This is a genomic window from Pseudomonas sp. LBUM1673 (assembly GCF_059695645.1).
On the sequence record NZ_CP166780.1, the window covers coordinates 838,654 to 854,245 of the forward strand.

At 59.3% G+C, this 15,592-nt stretch carries 19 protein-coding genes; 11 read left to right on the forward strand and 8 right to left on the reverse strand.

What is annotated here, in order from left to right; translation table 11 throughout:
• Positions 1-111 precede the first annotated feature (111 nt).
• Genes yfiR through yfiB form a run of 3 tightly spaced genes read left to right on the forward strand, consistent with a single transcriptional unit; the run spans position 112 to position 2,461 of the window.
• Positions 112-687, forward strand: coding sequence for a regulatory sequestration protein YfiR (gene yfiR, locus ACA044_RS03695; RefSeq protein ID WP_497445203.1), 576 nt, complete (start codon positions 112-114; stop codon positions 685-687).
• Positions 684-1,952: a diguanylate cyclase DgcN/YfiN gene (gene dgcN / locus ACA044_RS03700; RefSeq protein ID WP_497445204.1), complete on the forward strand. Its 1,269-nt coding sequence runs from the start codon at positions 684-686 to the stop codon at positions 1,950-1,952. Before yfiR ends, dgcN begins: the two co-directional genes overlap by 4 nt.
• A gap of 5 nt (positions 1,953-1,957) precedes the next feature.
• Complete coding sequence (gene yfiB, locus ACA044_RS03705) at positions 1,958-2,461, forward strand: outer membrane lipoprotein YfiB (protein WP_497445205.1); 504 nt, start codon at positions 1,958-1,960, stop codon at positions 2,459-2,461.
• On the opposite strand, the gene ACA044_RS03710 is transcribed toward yfiB, so the two are convergent.
• Positions 2,458-3,405: a LysR family transcriptional regulator gene (locus ACA044_RS03710; protein WP_497445206.1), complete on the reverse strand. Its 948-nt coding sequence runs from the start codon at positions 3,403-3,405 to the stop codon at positions 2,458-2,460. The genes yfiB and ACA044_RS03710 overlap by 4 nt on opposite strands.
• A 162-nt stretch (positions 3,406-3,567) precedes the next feature.
• Between ACA044_RS03710 and ACA044_RS03715 the strand changes: the two genes are divergently transcribed.
• Both ACA044_RS03715 and mmsB read left to right on the forward strand, forming a co-directional pair.
• Complete coding sequence (locus ACA044_RS03715; protein ID WP_497445207.1) at positions 3,568-5,085, forward strand: CoA-acylating methylmalonate-semialdehyde dehydrogenase; 1,518 nt, start codon at positions 3,568-3,570, stop codon at positions 5,083-5,085.
• A 10-nt stretch (positions 5,086-5,095) separates the two neighbouring features.
• Entirely contained in the window at positions 5,096-5,983 is an 888-nt protein-coding gene (gene mmsB / locus ACA044_RS03720; protein WP_497445208.1) for a 3-hydroxyisobutyrate dehydrogenase, read from the forward strand.
• Between the two features lie 268 nt (positions 5,984-6,251).
• On the opposite strand, the gene ACA044_RS03725 is transcribed toward mmsB, so the two are convergent.
• From ACA044_RS03725 to ACA044_RS03740, 4 genes are all read right to left on the reverse strand, one after another.
• On the reverse strand, positions 6,252-6,596 hold the full coding sequence (locus tag ACA044_RS03725) for a cupin domain-containing protein (protein ID WP_046038617.1): 345 nt from the start codon (positions 6,594-6,596) through the stop codon (positions 6,252-6,254).
• 107 nt (positions 6,597-6,703) lie between these two features.
• Positions 6,704-7,075, reverse strand: coding sequence for a MerR family transcriptional regulator (locus ACA044_RS03730; RefSeq protein ID WP_497445209.1), 372 nt, complete (start codon positions 7,073-7,075; stop codon positions 6,704-6,706).
• A 49-nt stretch (positions 7,076-7,124) separates the two neighbouring features.
• Positions 7,125-7,700: an NAD(P)H-dependent oxidoreductase gene (locus ACA044_RS03735; protein WP_497445210.1), complete on the reverse strand. Its 576-nt coding sequence runs from the start codon at positions 7,698-7,700 to the stop codon at positions 7,125-7,127.
• 45 nt (positions 7,701-7,745) lie between these two features.
• Positions 7,746-8,630: a LysR substrate-binding domain-containing protein gene (locus tag ACA044_RS03740; RefSeq protein WP_497445211.1), complete on the reverse strand. Its 885-nt coding sequence runs from the start codon at positions 8,628-8,630 to the stop codon at positions 7,746-7,748.
• Positions 8,631-8,856: 226 nt separating this feature from the next.
• Between ACA044_RS03740 and ACA044_RS03745 the strand changes: the two genes are divergently transcribed.
• Complete coding sequence (locus ACA044_RS03745) at positions 8,857-9,621, forward strand: sulfite exporter TauE/SafE family protein (RefSeq protein WP_497445212.1); 765 nt, start codon at positions 8,857-8,859, stop codon at positions 9,619-9,621.
• Here ACA044_RS03745 and ACA044_RS03750 read toward each other — a convergent pair.
• Positions 9,611-9,925 (reverse strand): putative quinol monooxygenase, encoded by a 315-nt coding sequence (locus ACA044_RS03750; RefSeq protein ID WP_497445213.1) that lies wholly within the window; start codon positions 9,923-9,925, stop codon positions 9,611-9,613. The two genes, ACA044_RS03745 and ACA044_RS03750, sit on opposite strands and share 11 nt — an antisense overlap.
• Before the next feature lie 160 nt (positions 9,926-10,085).
• Here ACA044_RS03750 and mdaB point away from each other — a divergent pair, with 160 nt between their 5' ends.
• The 3 genes from mdaB (at position 10,086) to ACA044_RS03765 (ending at position 12,627) form a co-directional block, all read left to right on the forward strand.
• Positions 10,086-10,676 carry an NADPH:quinone oxidoreductase MdaB gene (gene mdaB, locus ACA044_RS03755; RefSeq protein ID WP_497445214.1) on the forward strand — a complete coding sequence of 197 codons (591 nt, stop codon included), beginning with the start codon at positions 10,086-10,088 and terminating at the stop codon, positions 10,674-10,676.
• Between the two features lie 210 nt (positions 10,677-10,886).
• Positions 10,887-11,798: a LysR substrate-binding domain-containing protein gene (locus ACA044_RS03760; RefSeq protein ID WP_497445215.1), complete on the forward strand. Its 912-nt coding sequence runs from the start codon at positions 10,887-10,889 to the stop codon at positions 11,796-11,798.
• A 211-nt stretch (positions 11,799-12,009) separates the two neighbouring features.
• Complete coding sequence (locus ACA044_RS03765) at positions 12,010-12,627, forward strand: Fic/DOC family protein (protein ID WP_497445216.1); 618 nt, start codon at positions 12,010-12,012, stop codon at positions 12,625-12,627.
• A 34-nt stretch (positions 12,628-12,661) separates the two neighbouring features.
• Here ACA044_RS03765 and ACA044_RS03770 read toward each other — a convergent pair whose 3' ends face one another.
• On the reverse strand, positions 12,662-12,823 hold the full coding sequence (locus tag ACA044_RS03770) for a hypothetical protein (RefSeq protein ID WP_497445217.1): 162 nt from the start codon (positions 12,821-12,823) through the stop codon (positions 12,662-12,664).
• A gap of 207 nt (positions 12,824-13,030) precedes the next feature.
• On the opposite strand from ACA044_RS03770, the gene ACA044_RS03775 reads away from it, so the two are divergent.
• Positions 13,031-14,476 (forward strand): SulP family inorganic anion transporter, encoded by a 1,446-nt coding sequence (locus tag ACA044_RS03775; protein WP_497445218.1) that lies wholly within the window; start codon positions 13,031-13,033, stop codon positions 14,474-14,476.
• A gap of 140 nt (positions 14,477-14,616) precedes the next feature.
• Positions 14,617-15,351 carry a hypothetical protein gene (locus tag ACA044_RS03780; protein WP_497445219.1) on the forward strand — a complete coding sequence of 245 codons (735 nt, stop codon included), beginning with the start codon at positions 14,617-14,619 and terminating at the stop codon, positions 15,349-15,351.
• A gap of 99 nt (positions 15,352-15,450) precedes the next feature.
• Here the strand turns inward: ACA044_RS03780 and ACA044_RS03785 are convergent, their stop codons facing one another.
• Positions 15,451-15,588, reverse strand: a complete 138-nt coding sequence (locus ACA044_RS03785) for a hypothetical protein (protein ID WP_497445220.1) — start codon at positions 15,586-15,588, stop codon at positions 15,451-15,453.
• Positions 15,589-15,592: the final 4 nt, after the last annotated feature.

Below are 15,592 nucleotides of genomic sequence, written 5' to 3' on the forward strand. Positions count from 1 at the left end.
GGGGCAGACGACGGAATCTGTCCGAAGTGCCGTGGCGCGTGGCCTCGCTGGTGTTTCGGTGCTGTGCTATCGTTGCGGCATCATTTCGTTGCGATCGAAGAGAATCCCTGCATGAAGGTGGCTGTCTGGGCGACAGGGCGCGTTGTTGGCTGCAAGCAAATACTGCTTGCCGGCCTTCTCTGTTTGTTGACGGGCGTTGCCTTCGCTCAGCCGGAAACCGACGTGAGCAAGGCCGACCAGCGCGCCAGATTGGTCACTCAGGTGGTGCTCGGGATCCTCAGTTATGCCCGGTGGCCTGTTGAGCCCCAACAGCTGCGTCTGTGCGTGGTCGGCCCTACCGAGTACACCGACGACCTGGTCAAAGGCCCCACCCAGGCCACTGGTCGGCCTGTCACCGTGCGACGGCTTTTGGCCGACAGCCCGGCTATTGCCGGTGAATGCGACGCGGTGTACATCGGCAAACTGACCAGCGATGAACGCAGTCGGCTATTCGCCTCGCTGACGGGGCGCCCGGTGGTGAGCATCATCGAAGGCGGCGATCAATGCACCGTCGGCAGTCTGTTCTGCCTGCGGGTCGGCGATGAACAGGTGTCCTTCGAGGTCAACCTCGACTCGGTCGCCCGCAGTGGTGTGCGCATTCATCCCAGTGTGCTGCAACTGTCGCGCCGCAAGCCGGCGGCGCCATGAGCCTATTCAAACCTCGTACACGTCCGACCCTGGGTTCGGTTATCGGTCGTGGACATTTGATCGTCGCCCTGGTGGGCGTGGCCATGGCCAGTGTTTCGTTGACCCTTCTGGGTGTTCTGGCCTTACGGGTTTATGCCGATCACAACCTGCATCTGATCGCCCGCTCGATTAACTACACCGTGGAAGCTGCGGTGGTGTTCAACGACAAGGCCGCCGCCACTGAAGCGCTGGCGTTGATCGCGTCCACCGAAGAAGTGGCCGATGCACAGGTGATGGACGAGCACGGCGCGTTGCTCGCCCGTTGGCAACGCCCGGAAACCGGGCTGTTCTCCGATCTTGAAATGCAGATTGCCCGGGCCTTCCTGGAAAAGCCCATCAGTATGTCGATCGTCCATCAAGGTCAGGAGATCGGCAGCATCCAGCTCACCGGTCACGGCGGCAGCCTGATGCGCTTTTTGCTCAGTGGTCTGGTGGGCATCGTCTTGTGTACCGCCGTCAGTGCCTGGGTGGCGCTTTATCTGGCGCGTCGGCAGCGGCGAGGGATCATCGGCCCGTTGCGCAGCCTGGCTGCCGTCGCTCACGCCGCCCGTAGCGAGCGAGCCTTCGACCGGCGCGTGCCGCCCGCCGACATTGCCGAACTCGACAACCTGGGCAACGACTTCAATGCCTTGCTCGATGAGCTTGAGTCCTGGCAGACCCACCTGCAAAGCGAAAACGAGACACTGGCCCACCAGGCCAGCCATGACAGCCTTACCGGACTGCCGAACCGGGCGTTTTTCGAAGGCCGCCTGATACGTGCCTTGCGCAATGCCAGCAAGCTGGATGAGCGAGTGGCCGTGCTGTTTCTGGATAGCGACCGGTTCAAGGAGATCAACGATAACTTTGGTCACGCTGCCGGCGATGCGGTGTTGATCGCCGTGGCAACCCGGGTTCGTGCGCAGCTGCGTGAAGAGGATCTGGTCGCGCGTCTGGGCGGCGACGAGTTTGCCGTCCTGCTGACACCGCTGCACAAGACCGAAGACGCCGAGCGGATTGCCGACAAAATCATCGCCAGCATGGAAGTACCCATCCCGTTGCCGGGCAGTACTCAGGTGCTGACTTCACTCAGTATCGGCATCGCCGTGTACCCGGATCATGGGGTCACACCGGGTGCGCTGCTCGATGCGGCCGACGCCGCGATGTACCAGGCTAAACGCCTTTCCCGAGGCGCCCAGCAAACGGCAGGGTCGGAGCTCCCTGTCGCTCATGTTCAAACCAGGAGCTAATTTCTGTGTTCACATCCACTCAGCATTCCCTGCGACTTTTCACGATCACCCTGTTCATGGCCTTGCTGACATTGACCGGTTGCCAGACGGCACCGCAAAAAGGCCTGACCGCGGCGCAGATCGCCGTGCTCAAACAGCAAGGTTTCGAGATGACGGAGGATGGCTGGTCCTATGGCCTGTCCGATAAAGTGTTGTTCAGCAGTGACGTCGAGAGCCTCAACCCTGCCAGTACCGAGATTGTCGAGCGCATCGGCAAGGCGTTGTTGAGTGTAGGAATCGAGCGGCTGAGGATCGATGGTCACACCGATACTTCGGGGCAAGAGCCCTACAACGAACAGCTTTCCCTGCGTCGTGCGAAAAGCGTCGGCATGGTGCTGAGCGCTGTTGGCATTAAAGAAGAAAACATTCAGCTGCGCGGCCTGGGCAGCAGCAAGCCCGTTGCGTCCAACGACACCGCGGCCGGACGCACCGAGAACCGTCGGGTGTCGATCGTGGTGAGCGCGGATTAATCGGCGAACAACATCTCCCGACTTTCCCCCATCAACAGCGCTTGATTCTGCTCGGTGACGGTACGGATGTAATCCCACAGCAACGTGATCCGCTTGAGCTTGCGCAGGTCTTCCCGGCAGTACATCCAGAACTGCCGGGTAATGGTGATCTCTTGCGGTAACACTGGCAGCAGGCGCGGGTCCTGCGCCGCGAGGAAGCACGGCAGAATCGCCAGTGACCGTCCCTGCTGAGCTGCCACAAACTGAGCGATCACACTGGTGCTGCGCAGGTTGGCGCTGGCACCGGGCAGCACATTCGCCAGGTACAGCAGCTCCGAGCTGAATGCCAGATCGTCCACATAACTGATGAATTGATGCTTGCCCAAGTCTGCCGGGCGGCGGATCGGTGGGTGTTTGTCCAGATAATCCTGGGTCGCATACAGCTGCAATCGGTAGTCGCAGAGCTTGCAGCAAACATAAGGGCCGTGCTCTGGCCGCTCCAGAGCGATGACGATATCTGCCTCGCGCTTGGACAGGCTGATGAAGTGCGGCAGTGGCAGGATATCCACCGAGATCGCCGGGTAGGCGTCGACGAAATGGCTCAGCTGCGGGGTGATGAAAAAGCTGCCGAACCCTTCGGTGCAACCCATGCGCACATGCCCGGACAACGCTACGCCGGAACCCGAAACCTGCTCGCAGGCCATGTGCAGGGTGCTTTCGATTGACTCGGCGTAACCCAGCAGGCGCTGGCCTTCAGCGGTCAGGACGAAACCGCTGGTTCGGGACTTCTCGAACAGCAACGTACCCAATGCCGTTTCCAGTGAACTGATGCGTCTCGACACCGTGGTGTAGTCCACCGCCAGGCGCTTGGCCGCGGTGCTGGCCTTGCGAGTGCGGGCAACCTCGAGGAAAAACTTGAGGTCATCCCAGTTCAACGAGCCTAAAGACGTGATGTTTTTTTGCATGATGGACCGGCTTTTATGTGCGTTCTTATTAGAAGTTTGCACATCTATACTCCAAAAACAGTCCGACAACCAATTCGCGACACACGCCTCATCTCAAGGCGACTTTCTCGCCTTGGCTCCCAAGATAGCTCTCTACATAAGAACAACGTCCCGGAGACCAACATGAACGCATCGCTAGAAACCACCGTGCAAAAGGTCAAGTTGTTGATCGATGGCGAGTGGGTCGAATCCCAGACCACCGAATGGCACGACATCGTCAACCCGGCGACCCAACAAGTGTTGGCCAAAGTCCCCTTCGCGACGGCTGCCGAAGTCGATGCCGCCATCAGTGCCGCCCATCGCGCCTTCCAGACCTGGAAGCTGACGCCGATCGGTGCGCGGATGCGCATCATGCTCAAGCTTCAGGCGTTGATTCGCGAGCACTCCAAACGCATTGCCGTAGTACTCAGCAACGAGCAGGGCAAAACCATCGCCGATGCTGAAGGCGATATCTTCCGCGGTCTGGAAGTGGTCGAACACGCCTGCTCCATTGGCAGCCTGCAAATGGGCGAGTTCGCCGAGAACGTCGCTGGCGGTGTCGATACCTACACCCTGCGTCAGCCGATCGGCGTCTGTGCCGGCATTACCCCGTTCAACTTCCCGGCGATGATTCCGCTGTGGATGTTCCCGATGGCCATCGCCTGCGGCAACACCTTCGTGCTCAAGCCGTCCGAACAGGATCCGATGTCGACCATGCTGCTGGTGGAACTGGCCATCGAGGCCGGCATTCCGCCGGGTGTGCTCAACGTCGTTCATGGTGGCAAGGATGTCGTGGACGCTCTTTGCACTCACAAGGACATCAAGGCTGTTTCGTTCGTCGGTTCGACCGCGGTCGGCACTCACGTCTACGACCTGGCCGGCAAACACGGCAAGCGCGTGCAATCGATGATGGGCGCCAAAAACCACGCTGTTGTACTGCCCGATGCCAATCGCGAGCAGGCGCTCAATGCACTGGTCGGCGCTGGTTTCGGTGCGGCCGGGCAACGCTGCATGGCCACCTCGGTGGTGGTGCTGGTGGGCGCGGCCAAGCAATGGCTGCCGGATTTGAAGGCGCTGGCGCAGAAACTCAAGGTCAATGCCGGCAGCGAGCCGGGCACTGATGTGGGGCCGGTGATTTCCAAGCGGGCCAAGGCGCGGATTCTCGAGCTGATCGAAAGCGGCATCAAGGAAGGCGCCAAGCTGGAACTGGACGGTCGCGACATCAGCGTCCCGGGCTTCGAGCAGGGTAACTTCGTCGGCCCGACTCTGTTCTCCGGCGTGACGCCCGAGATGCAGATCTACACTCAGGAAATCTTCGGCCCGGTGCTGGTGGTGCTGGAAGTCAACACCCTCGATGAGGCCATCGCCCTGGTCAACGCGAACCCGTTCGGCAACGGCACGGGGTTGTTCACCCAGAGCGGTGCGGCGGCGCGCAAATTCCAGAACGAGATTGATGTCGGCCAGGTGGGTATCAACATCCCGATTCCGGTACCGGTGCCGTTCTTCAGTTTCACCGGTTCCCGTGGTTCGAAGCTCGGCGACCTCGGTCCGTATGGCAAGCAAGTGGTGCAGTTCTACACTCAAACCAAGACCGTCACCGCGCGCTGGTTCGACGATGACAGCGTCAACGACGGTGTGAACACTACCATTCACTTGCGTTAAGGAGCCGGACATGAAAATCGCTTTTATCGGTCTCGGCAACATGGGCGCGCCGATGGCGCGCAACCTGATCAAGACCGGCCATTCGCTGCGGTTGGTCGACCTGAATAAAGCTGTGCTGGCAGAGCTCGAGCAATTGGGCGGCAGCATCAGCGCTTCGGCGCGTGAAGCGGCTCAAGGTGCAGAACTGGTGATCACCATGCTGCCAGCCGCTGTGCATGTGCGTAGCGTCTGGCTGGGTGAAGACGGCGTGCTGGCGGGGATCGCCAAAGGCGTGCCGGCGGTGGATTGCAGCACCATCGATCCGCAGACGGCGCGCGACGTTGCCGCAGCGGCTGCTAAGCAAGGCGTGGCCATGGCCGATGCGCCGGTCTCCGGCGGTACTGGCGGTGCAGCGGCCGGGACGCTGACGTTCATGGTCGGCGCCACCCCTGAACTGTTCGCCACCTTGCAACCGGTGCTGGCGCAGATGGGCCGTAACATCGTCCATTGCGGCGAAGTCGGCACCGGGCAAATCGCCAAAATCTGCAATAACCTGCTGCTGGCGATTTCCATGGTCGGCGTCAGCGAAGCCATGGCCTTGGGCGATGCGCTGGGGATCGACACGACGGTGCTGGCGGGGATCATCAACAGTTCTACCGGGCGTTGCTGGAGTTCGGAGATGTACAACCCGTGGCCGGGTATCGTCGAAACGGCGCCGGCCTCGCGCGGGTACACCGGTGGTTTCGGTGCCGAACTGATGCTCAAGGATCTGGGGCTGGCCACTGAGGCGGCACGTCAGGCGCACCAACCGGTAATGCTCGGCGCGGTGGCCCAGCAGTTGTATCAGGCGATGAGCCAGCGTGGGGAAGGTGGCAAGGACTTCTCGGCGATCATCAACAGCTATCGCAAACCACAATAACGGGACGGGATTGTGGCTGGTGGGCTTGCCTGTGGTGAGAGGGGTTGCCTGTGTAGAGGGGGCTTGCCTGTGGCGAGGGGGCTTGCCCCCGTTGGAGTGCGTAGCGCTCCCTTCTGCATCCCTTCAGTCATACCGCGTCGGCAGGTTTGACGACGGCTTCGCCGCCGAACGGGGGCAAGCCCCCTCGCCACAAAAGCCCCTCGCCATAGCTTCTGCGTATTCAATATTTTCCGGGAGACCACGTCGGGTGGTCTCTCGGTTTTTTGCATCAGGCAAACACAAAATACTTGCGCACGGTTTCAACCACTTCCCACGTGCCTTTCATTCCTGGCTCGACGACGAAAATATCACCGGCGCGCAGGTGGATCGGCGCCATGCCTTCCGGGGTGATGATGCAGTAGCCTTCCTGGAAATGGCAGTATTCCCACTTCACGTATTCCACATACCACTTGCCCGGCGTGCAGATCCAGGTGCCCATGATTTTGCTGCCATCTTCGCTGGTGTAGGCGTTGAGGTTGACGGTGTGCGGGTCGCCTTCGAGTTTTTCCCATTTGCAGGCGTCGAGTACGGGCAGCGGGTGAGTGTCGCGAAGGACGGTAATCGGTGCGGTCATGGTGACTCCGGGCAGTGGGTTCAAGAACTGAAGTCGCACCCTATAGCGCCCATGCACCGGTCAGTTGTCTGTGTTCGACATCGAGCTGTCCAGAAACGCGCAGGACCTCAAAGACTTTCCAACGGGCAATCGGCTTTGGCCTGTGTGAGGCTGGCTTCGAACTCGACCAATTGCTCGTGTTGATGCCTGAGCGCGGCAATCCTCTCGCTGATTTCGTACTTCTTGGCATCGATGGCCTGCTGCGCCAGTGACCAGGGCATCACCTGGCCTTGATGCCCGGCAAAAATCGCCTGCAACTCCTTGAGCCTGAAACCCAATTGTTGAGCACACTTGATGAAGATCAGCAGGTCGACGCTTTGCTGATCATAGACACGGTATTTTCCTTGCCGTTGAGCGGCAGGCAGCAGGCCGATCGACTCGTAATGACGGATGCTCTTGATCGTCGCTCCAGAGCGTTGTGCGGCTTGGCCGATGTACATGAAAAATCCTTTTTTTGCGGTGGTAACGCCTGGCGCATTATCGGCACACTCAATGGTTGGCGATAGCCTGGGCTTGCCGCAACCAGGCTTCACGCTGACTGTCACTTGCGCCGAGAATCGGGCCGAACGTGAGTGTGCGCCGCGGTTCGATGCCGCAGAAGGCGAGGGTGGTTTTACGGATCTGGTGCAGCCCGGGCATGCGATAGACCCAGCGGTAATACCAGGGTGGCGTGTCCATGGTCACCAGTAAATGCGCGCTGCGCCCGCGCAGGAGTTTGTCGGGGAAGGCTTTGCCTTCGCGGTACTTGAAGGCGAAGCCGGGCAGGAACACCCGATCGAAAAAGCCCTTGAGCAACGCCGGTATTCCACCCCACCAGATCGGAAAAATCAGCGTCACATGCTCGGCCCATAAAATGTCAGCCTGGGCATGGCGCAAGTCGTCTTCCAGTGGCTGAACCTGTTGATACCCTTCACGCAGCACCGGATCAAAATCCATTTTGCCCAGAAGCAACAGACGCACCTCATGCCCGGCACGCAACGCTGATTGCGCATAGCGTTCGGCAAGTGCGCCGCAGAAGCTGTTGCTCGAGGGATGACCGAGAATCACCAGAATTCGTTTGCTCATCGTAGCGGTCCCTGAAGATGAAACCTCAAGGGTAAAGTCTGCCCCTCAAGGGAGAGTCAAGGCGTCCAGCAAGGCCTGGGCATAACCGGGCAGCACGGCGAAGTCCCGGGCGCACAGCAACAGTTTGCGTCGGGCCCATGGCTCTTTTAGTGCGATGCTTTTGAAAGCCGTTCCAGCCGACCAGCGTTCGACTGCCGCCAAGGGTACGATCGCCAGTCCGGCACCCCGGGCGACCATGCGCATCATGCCTTCGAAGCCATCGGCACGGATGCGGATCTGCATCCGCAAGCCGCTATGCAGGGCTTGTTCTTCCAAGTACACCGCCAAGGCGCTGTTGGTGTTCAGACCTACGTAATCGTGGTGCAAGGTGGCGCTGAAACTTAACGGTCCGGTGTCGGCCAAGGGGTGATCGCACGGCAGAATCAGCACCAATGGGTCGTCACGGAAATAGCGGGTCTGAAGGCCGTCGGTATCCACCGCATCGGACACGATGCCCAGGTCTGCCGCACCCTGGCGCAAGGCGTGAGTAATGCGGGCACTGGGCAGCTCTTGCAGGTCGATGTCGAGGTTCGGATGGTCGCGCAGAAAGTCTGCCAGCAACTCCGGCAGGTACTCGGTGATCGCCGTGGTATTGCACAACAGCCGTACCTGACCTTTGACGCCTTTGGCATATTCGAGCAAATCCTGCTGCATGCGCTCAGCCTGTTGCAAAAGGACTCGAGCGTGCTGCGCCAGGGCTTTGCCGGCTGGGGTCGGGCTGACACCGCGGCGACCTCGCTCAAGAAATTCGATGCCCGATGAAGCTTCCATGGCACGGATTCGCGCACTGGCCGCCGCCAGGGACAAATGGCTACGGGCGGCGCCGGCGGTGATGTTGCCGGTGTTGAGGATGTTCAGGTAGAGGCGCAGGTCGGTGAGGTCGAAGTGCATTTGTCACAGCCTCAGGAGGTTTGTTGTCTGGGCGGACGTCTTCGCGGGCAAGCCTCGCTCCTACAGGATTTATGTCGTTCTGGCGATCACAGATCCCCTGTAGGAGCGAGGCTTGCCCGCGAAAGCGTCAGCAGGCGCAACGGAAACTTTAGCCTCTACCAAATCAAGAGGCAGCCTCAGTATATGGCAGATTTTCAAGGCAACCTGCCGGGCTCACCATAGCCCCATGAATACACTCGCCGCGTTTTACCAGAATCTGGGTTTGACCCTGTCCTTGCTGGTCATCGCTACCTTCCTGCTGGCCGGCATGATCAAGGGGGTCATCGGCCTCGGCCTGCCAACCATCGCCATGGGCTTGCTCGGTCTGGCTATGGCGCCGTCGCAGGCTGCGGCGTTGCTGATTGTTCCCGCGACGCTGACCAACGTCTGGCAACTGGCATTCGGCGGTCATTTGCGCGGGCTTCTGAACCGGTTGTGGCCGATGCTGCTGGCGATTTTCATCGGCACGGGTGCTGGCACGCTCTGGATCGGCATGGCCGGTGGGCATTGGGTGGTGCGGGGGCTTGGGGCAGCGTTGCTGATTTACGCCTTGAGCGGGTTGTTCCTGCCGACCTTGCACGTCAGCGGTCGCACCGAGCGTTGGCTCGGTCCGTTGTGCGGTGTGCTGACGGGCGTCATCACATCGGCCACCGGGGTTTTCGTGATTCCGGCGGTGCCTTATCTGCAAGCGCTGGGCTTGAGCAAGGATGAACTGGTGCAGGCGCTGGGCCTGTCGTTCACCGTCTCGACTCTCGCGTTGGCCGCCGGCCTGTTATGGCGCGGCGCCCTCGGCGGTGGCGAATTGAGTGCATCGCTGCTGGCGCTGATTCCGGCGGTGTTCGGCATGCTGCTGGGGCAATGGCTGCGTCAGCGGATCAGCGCCGTGCTGTTCAAGCGCGTGTTCTTCATCGGTCTCGGCGTGCTCGGCAGCCACTTGCTGATCAGCGGCTAGCGGACGATGGGCTGAGCATCTCGATCGGACGGATATCAAAATCCCGTTCCAGATACTCCATGCGCTGATCGAGGAACTGCTGCATGTGCGGCAGATTCGAGTGCACGTCCAGATGGGCCTGGGACTGCCAGATCTCGTAGAAGATAAACAGCGCCGGGTCCTGTTTGTCTCGCAGCATGTGGTACTCGATGCAACCGGGTTCGGCGCGACTCGGTTCGATATAAGCACGGAAGAGCGCTTCGAAGGCCTCGGCTTTTTCCGGGCGGGTCTTGGCATGCAGGATGAAGCCTTGCGGTTCGCTCATCAGGTTGTCCTTGAAAGTCGGAATCGGCGCAAGTCTACGGCAACAATCACCAGTCGATTCGTGCGTATTGGTCAAATGAATTTTGCTGATCGAGCGCTTATTCCGCGCGAGGTTGATCGCTACTCTGCCGGCATCGAATTTCAACCTTGCGAGATTTCTCATGAAAAAAGTCCTGTTGCTCAATGGCGGCAAAAAATTTGCCCATTCCGATGGTCGCTACAACACGACGCTGCACGAAGCGGCGCTGAGCGTGCTGGATCGCGGTGGTGTGGATGTGAAAGCCACGTTCATCGACGAGGGGTACGACGTGGCGGAGGAAGTTGCCAAATTCCTCTGGGCCGATGTGATCATTTATCAGATGCCAGGCTGGTGGATGGGCGAGCCCTGGACCGTCAAGAAGTACGTCGATGAAGTCTTCACCGAAGGCCACGGCAGCCTCTATGCCAGTGATGGCCGTACACGATCCGATGCGTCGCAGAAGTACGGCAGCGGCGGTTTGTTGCACGGTAAAAAATACATGCTGTCGCTGACCTGGAACGCGCCGCAGCAAGCCTTCGACGACCCGACCGACTTCTTCGAAGCCAAGGGCGTGGACGCGGTGTATTTCCCGTTCCACAAGGCCAACACTTTCCTCGGCATGAGCGGTTTGCCGACCTTCCTGTGCGTCGATGTGATGAAACGCCCGAATATCGAAGCCGATGTGGCGCGTTATGAGCAGCACTTGAGCGAGGTGTTTGGCCTTAAGGCATAACGCTCGGCTACTATCGAAAGCTGAACCTGTGACGAAGGGGCTTGCCCTACTGTGGAACCTGTGGGAGCGGGCTCCCTCGCGAAGAGGGCGTGTCAGTCAACATTAATGTTGTCTGGTACATCGCCTTCGCGAGCAAGCCCGCTCCCACATGGATTGCGCAAGCCCCCTCGCCACAGTAGAACGGGGCAGGACTATCGATAAGGGCCACACGTGAAAGCCAGATCCGATGAGTTGCAGATTTTCGTCTGCGTGATTGAATGCGGGTCGATTTCGGCTGCGGCCGAACAGGTCGGGCAAACGCCGTCGGCGGTCAGCCGCACACTGTCGCGACTGGAGGCCAAGCTCGACACCACGCTGATCAACCGCACCACGCGGCGCATGGACCTGACCGAGGAAGGCAAGTACTTCTTCGAACACGCCAAGCTGATTCTCGATCAGATGAACGAGCTTGAAGAGCGCCTGTCCTCACGCCAGCAAACTCCGTCCGGGCGGCTGCGAATCAACGCCGCCTCGCCGTTCATGCTGCACGCCATCGTGCCGCACATCGAAGAGTTCCGCCGTCTCTACCCGGACATCCAGCTCGAACTCAACAGCAACGACCTGATCATCGACCTGCTCGAACAAAGCACCGACATCGCCATCCGCATTGGCACGCTGGCCGACTCGACCTTGCACGCCCGTTCACTGGGTTGCAGCCCGCTGCACATCGTCGCCAGCCCGGCTTACCTGGAACAACACGGCACACCGAGCGCTGTCACGGATTTGACCGAGCACACGCTGGTGGGCTTTACCCAGAATGAAGGCCTCAACCAATGGCCGCTGCGCTATGTCCACGGAGACCGCTGGCCGATCCAGGCGTCGATCAGTGCGTCCAGTGGCGAGACGATCAGACACCTGGCGCTGGCAGGCCAAGGCATTGCCTGTCTCTCGCACTTCATGACCATCGACGACATCCGCGCCGGTCGCTTGCAGGTACTGCTGGCGGAGTTCAACAGCGGATATCGCCAACCCATCAACGCGGTGTACTACCGTAACTCGCAACTTGCCCTACGGATTCAGTGCTTCCTGGACTTCATCCAGGGCAAATTGGCGGCTTACGCGATTGCGGATTTCAAGGGCTGATTTTGGATCCCTGCGTGCCGAAGCGTATTTCGATGGTTGAATGGATTCGTAACAAGATGGGGTGAATGGCGTTGGAGCGAAGCGTAGCTGCGCTATCAGTCCTCAAGCGGCTGCCATCGGGCGGCCGTTTTTGTTTTCTGGTTTGATCAAACACAGTCTCCGGGCCTATGGTTGATTCCATAAATGTGGGCTGGGCCAGGAAGCGTAAAAAATGAACAACCGCTACGATGCCGAAGGATCGCAAAGTACCTATGAACCTGGTTCGGACGAACAGGTATTAGCCAACAAACTAGGTATTACCGATCCGGAGGATATGGACGAGGCGGAGCTGGTGCTGCTGGAAAAGTTGTATCAGTCAGTGTTGCTCGAGGATCTGCCTGATCGACAACTGACTGCTCAGGATCTTAAAGACTGGCATCGAAAATGGCTCGGAAACATCTATCCGTGGGCCGGAGATGTTCGCTCGGTAAATATGGGCAAGGGAGGTTTTTTCTTCGCGGCAGCACCGCAAATTCCCCGGCTGCTCGTTGATTTCGAAAACGAATGTCTTGCCAGATTCACACCTTGCAGTAGCTGTTCGGACGAAGCATTGATCAAGGCGATCGCCTTGATCCACGTGGAGTTCATCCTGATTCACCCATTCCGCGAAGGTAACGGGCGTTTGTCTCGGTTACTGGCGGATGTGATGGCCGTACAGGCAGACCGCACGCCGCTGGATTACAGCAGTTGGGAGGCGAGCAAGGACGCTTACTTTGCAGCGATCAATCAAGGCCTCAACTGCAACTACGAACCCATGGAACACTGGGTTCGGCAAGCATTGTCGGTATGAGCGGTCAAAGCTGCCGAAACACCCGATTTGCGTCCTACTGTGCAAGATTGAGATGCAGGAACTTACTGGTTTTACCTTTTAGCTTGCGTTCGATTACTTCAATATTCTGACCCGTTTCGATTGCTGTAGAGCTGGCGATAGCGCGAATCACAGTATCGGAATTCAGTTTTTTGCCGTTACGGCGTACAGTTGCCATTGATGTGGCTCGATCGGGGGACGAGTGCCGAGTATAGCGCTTATTGTCAGGCTGAAAACTCAATGCCCCGTTACCTGTTATATCCCCCAGCCCTCCCAACCGATCCATCAAGGGCGTGCTGACTTCTGCCGGCCCATTCACTGGCCGGCCCGCCCTCAACTCCGTAACATCCTCCCTCTCTTCTCCCGCCTGCATTTTAGGTAAGCCATGAAACCCAAACGTCTGCGCGCCGATGTCCTGGCCGGACTCACGACCTCTTTCGCCCTGCTACCCGAATGTATCGCCTTCGCACTGGTAGCCCACCTCAACCCGTTGATGGGGCTTTACGGCGCGTTCATCATCTGCACCCTGACTGCGCTCTTTGGTGGGCGGCCGGGGATGGTGTCTGGTGCGGCCGGCTCGATGGCTATGGTGATCGTCGCGTTGGTGGTGCAGCACGGCGTGCAGTACCTGCTGGCGACGGTGTTGTTGGGTGGGCTGATTATGCTGGCGTTTGGCCTGTTGAGGCTGGGCAAGCTGGTGCGCATGGTGCCGCACCCGGTGATGCTCGGCTTCGTCAACGGCTTGGCGATCGTCATTGCCCTGGCGCAGTTGGAGCACTTCAAGAGTGGTGAAGCGTGGTTGAGTGGCTCGCCGCTGTACATGATGATCGGGCTGGTGGCGCTGACGATGGCCATCGTCTACCTGATGCCGCGCCTGACGCGCGCCGTGCCGCCGGCGCTGGTGGCGATTCTGGGTGTTGGGCTGGCGGTTTACCTGCTCGGCCTGCCGACCCGAACCCTGGGCGACATGGCGCGCATTGCCGGTGGCTTGCCGGGTCTTGCCCTGCCAGATCTGCCCTGGAGCCTGGAAACCCTGAGCATCATCGCCCCTTACGCGATATTGATGGCGTTGGTCGGCCTGCTGGAAACCCTGCTGACCCTGAACCTGACCGACGAGATCACCGAGAGCCGCGGCTACCCGGATCGCGAGTGCGTGGCGCTCGGAGCCGCCAACATAGTTTCTGGCGTGTTCGGTGGCATGGGTGGCTGCGCCATGATCGGGCAAACCATGATCAACCTCAGCTCTGGCGGTCGCGGTCGGCTGTCCGGTGCAGTGGCCGGGATAATGATTCTGCTGTTCGTGCTGTTCCTTTCGCCGCTGATCGAGCGCATCCCGCTGGCCGCATTGGTCGGGGTGATGTTCGTGGTGTCGCAGCAGACCTTCGCCTGGGCTTCGCTGCGGGTGCTGAACAAGGTGCCGCTGAACGATGTCCTGGTGATCATCGCGGTGACGGTGATTACGGTGTTCACCGATCTGGCCATCGCCGTGTTGTGCGGGATCATCATTGCGGCGCTCAACTTTGCCTGGCAACAGGCCCGCGAGCTATATGCCGACATTCATCAGGAAGGCGACGGCAGCAAACTCTACCGCCTGCACGGCACGTTGTTTTTCGCCTCTACCACGCCATTCCTCAATCAGTTCGACCCTGCCAATGATCCGGCCCAGGTGACCCTTGATTGTCGCCACCTGAGCTTCGTCGACTACTCGGCCATCGCCGCGCTGAAGACATTGCGCGAGCGCTACACCAAGGCTGGCAAGCAGCTACGCGTACTGCACCTGTCCGAACGCTGTAAGACACTGCTCAAACGCGCCAGCGCGCATCACGACTGAAATCTCTGAGTGATCGTCCCCATGCTCCGCGTCACTAGAGGTGGCGAATTCTGGACAGCCTAATGGCTACTTAGTAGCATCCGCCGCATACGGATCTTTCTCCTGCGCGTCGATCGACGTGGGTCTATCAAGGAATTGAAATGCACAACTTCACCCATGGCGATAAAACCGTTTCTTTCACTGTTTTGAGCGGTGAAGTGGTGGGCAGCGAAAAAATCAGCGAGACCCGTGTGACATCCACGGGCGGCGTTCATGTGAACGGTAACGACGATGATGTGACGCCTGTGCGCATCAGTTCTGTTTCGATCATCAATCATGAGTTCTGGGTCAAAACCCCGGACGGCGTCGAGCACGATGTAAAGCTGCGCGGCGTGGACATTCCTTTGCGCACAGGTCAGGAGATCTCTTTGATCAGTGCCTTGAAAAAGGATGGTTCGCCTCTGCACACCATTTTGCAGAACCACACGGCGTCCAAGCGCTGGGTGCTGCGTGACGCGAGCGTGCTCAATACCGAGCTGGAGCTGTCGCCCTTTAACTGGAAGACAGTGCTGATCGTGCTTGGATTATGCATCGCCGGTCTTGCTACAGCCGGGCTAGGCTTCCTGGCGGCGACGGGCTATTTTTGCTACGCGTGGTATCAGGGCTCCCAGCGCAAGAAACGGCTGATCAGCGATTTGAACGCTTATATAGAGGGGCTGGACAATCGGGTTGCCAGCCGTGGTCAGGCGCCAAGCCCTGTTCAAGTTGAAAGCCCGGTCCAGGCTGAAATCTCTTTTCAGGTCGAAAGTCCTGTACCGCCGCAACCCCCTGCCGAGACTGAAAGCCCTGCGCTGAACAGCGATAGCGTGCGCAGGGCGCTATCGCGCAATCTCTGATGACTTGATCTCGATACAGAACTCGATTTTAGCTCGCTCACTGCATCGTGGCTTTTCAAGGAATAGAGATGTACGACTTCAAATACGACAATGTCGTTGTCAGGTTCTGGACGGCGTAAGCAACGCATGATCAGCGGCCTGAAAACGCACCTTGAGCAATTGCGCGAGCTGTTGTTCCGAGCGGACGACCGGATCGATATCGAGGGTGCACTGGCGCGTGATTTCTGAAAAAGTCATGCCT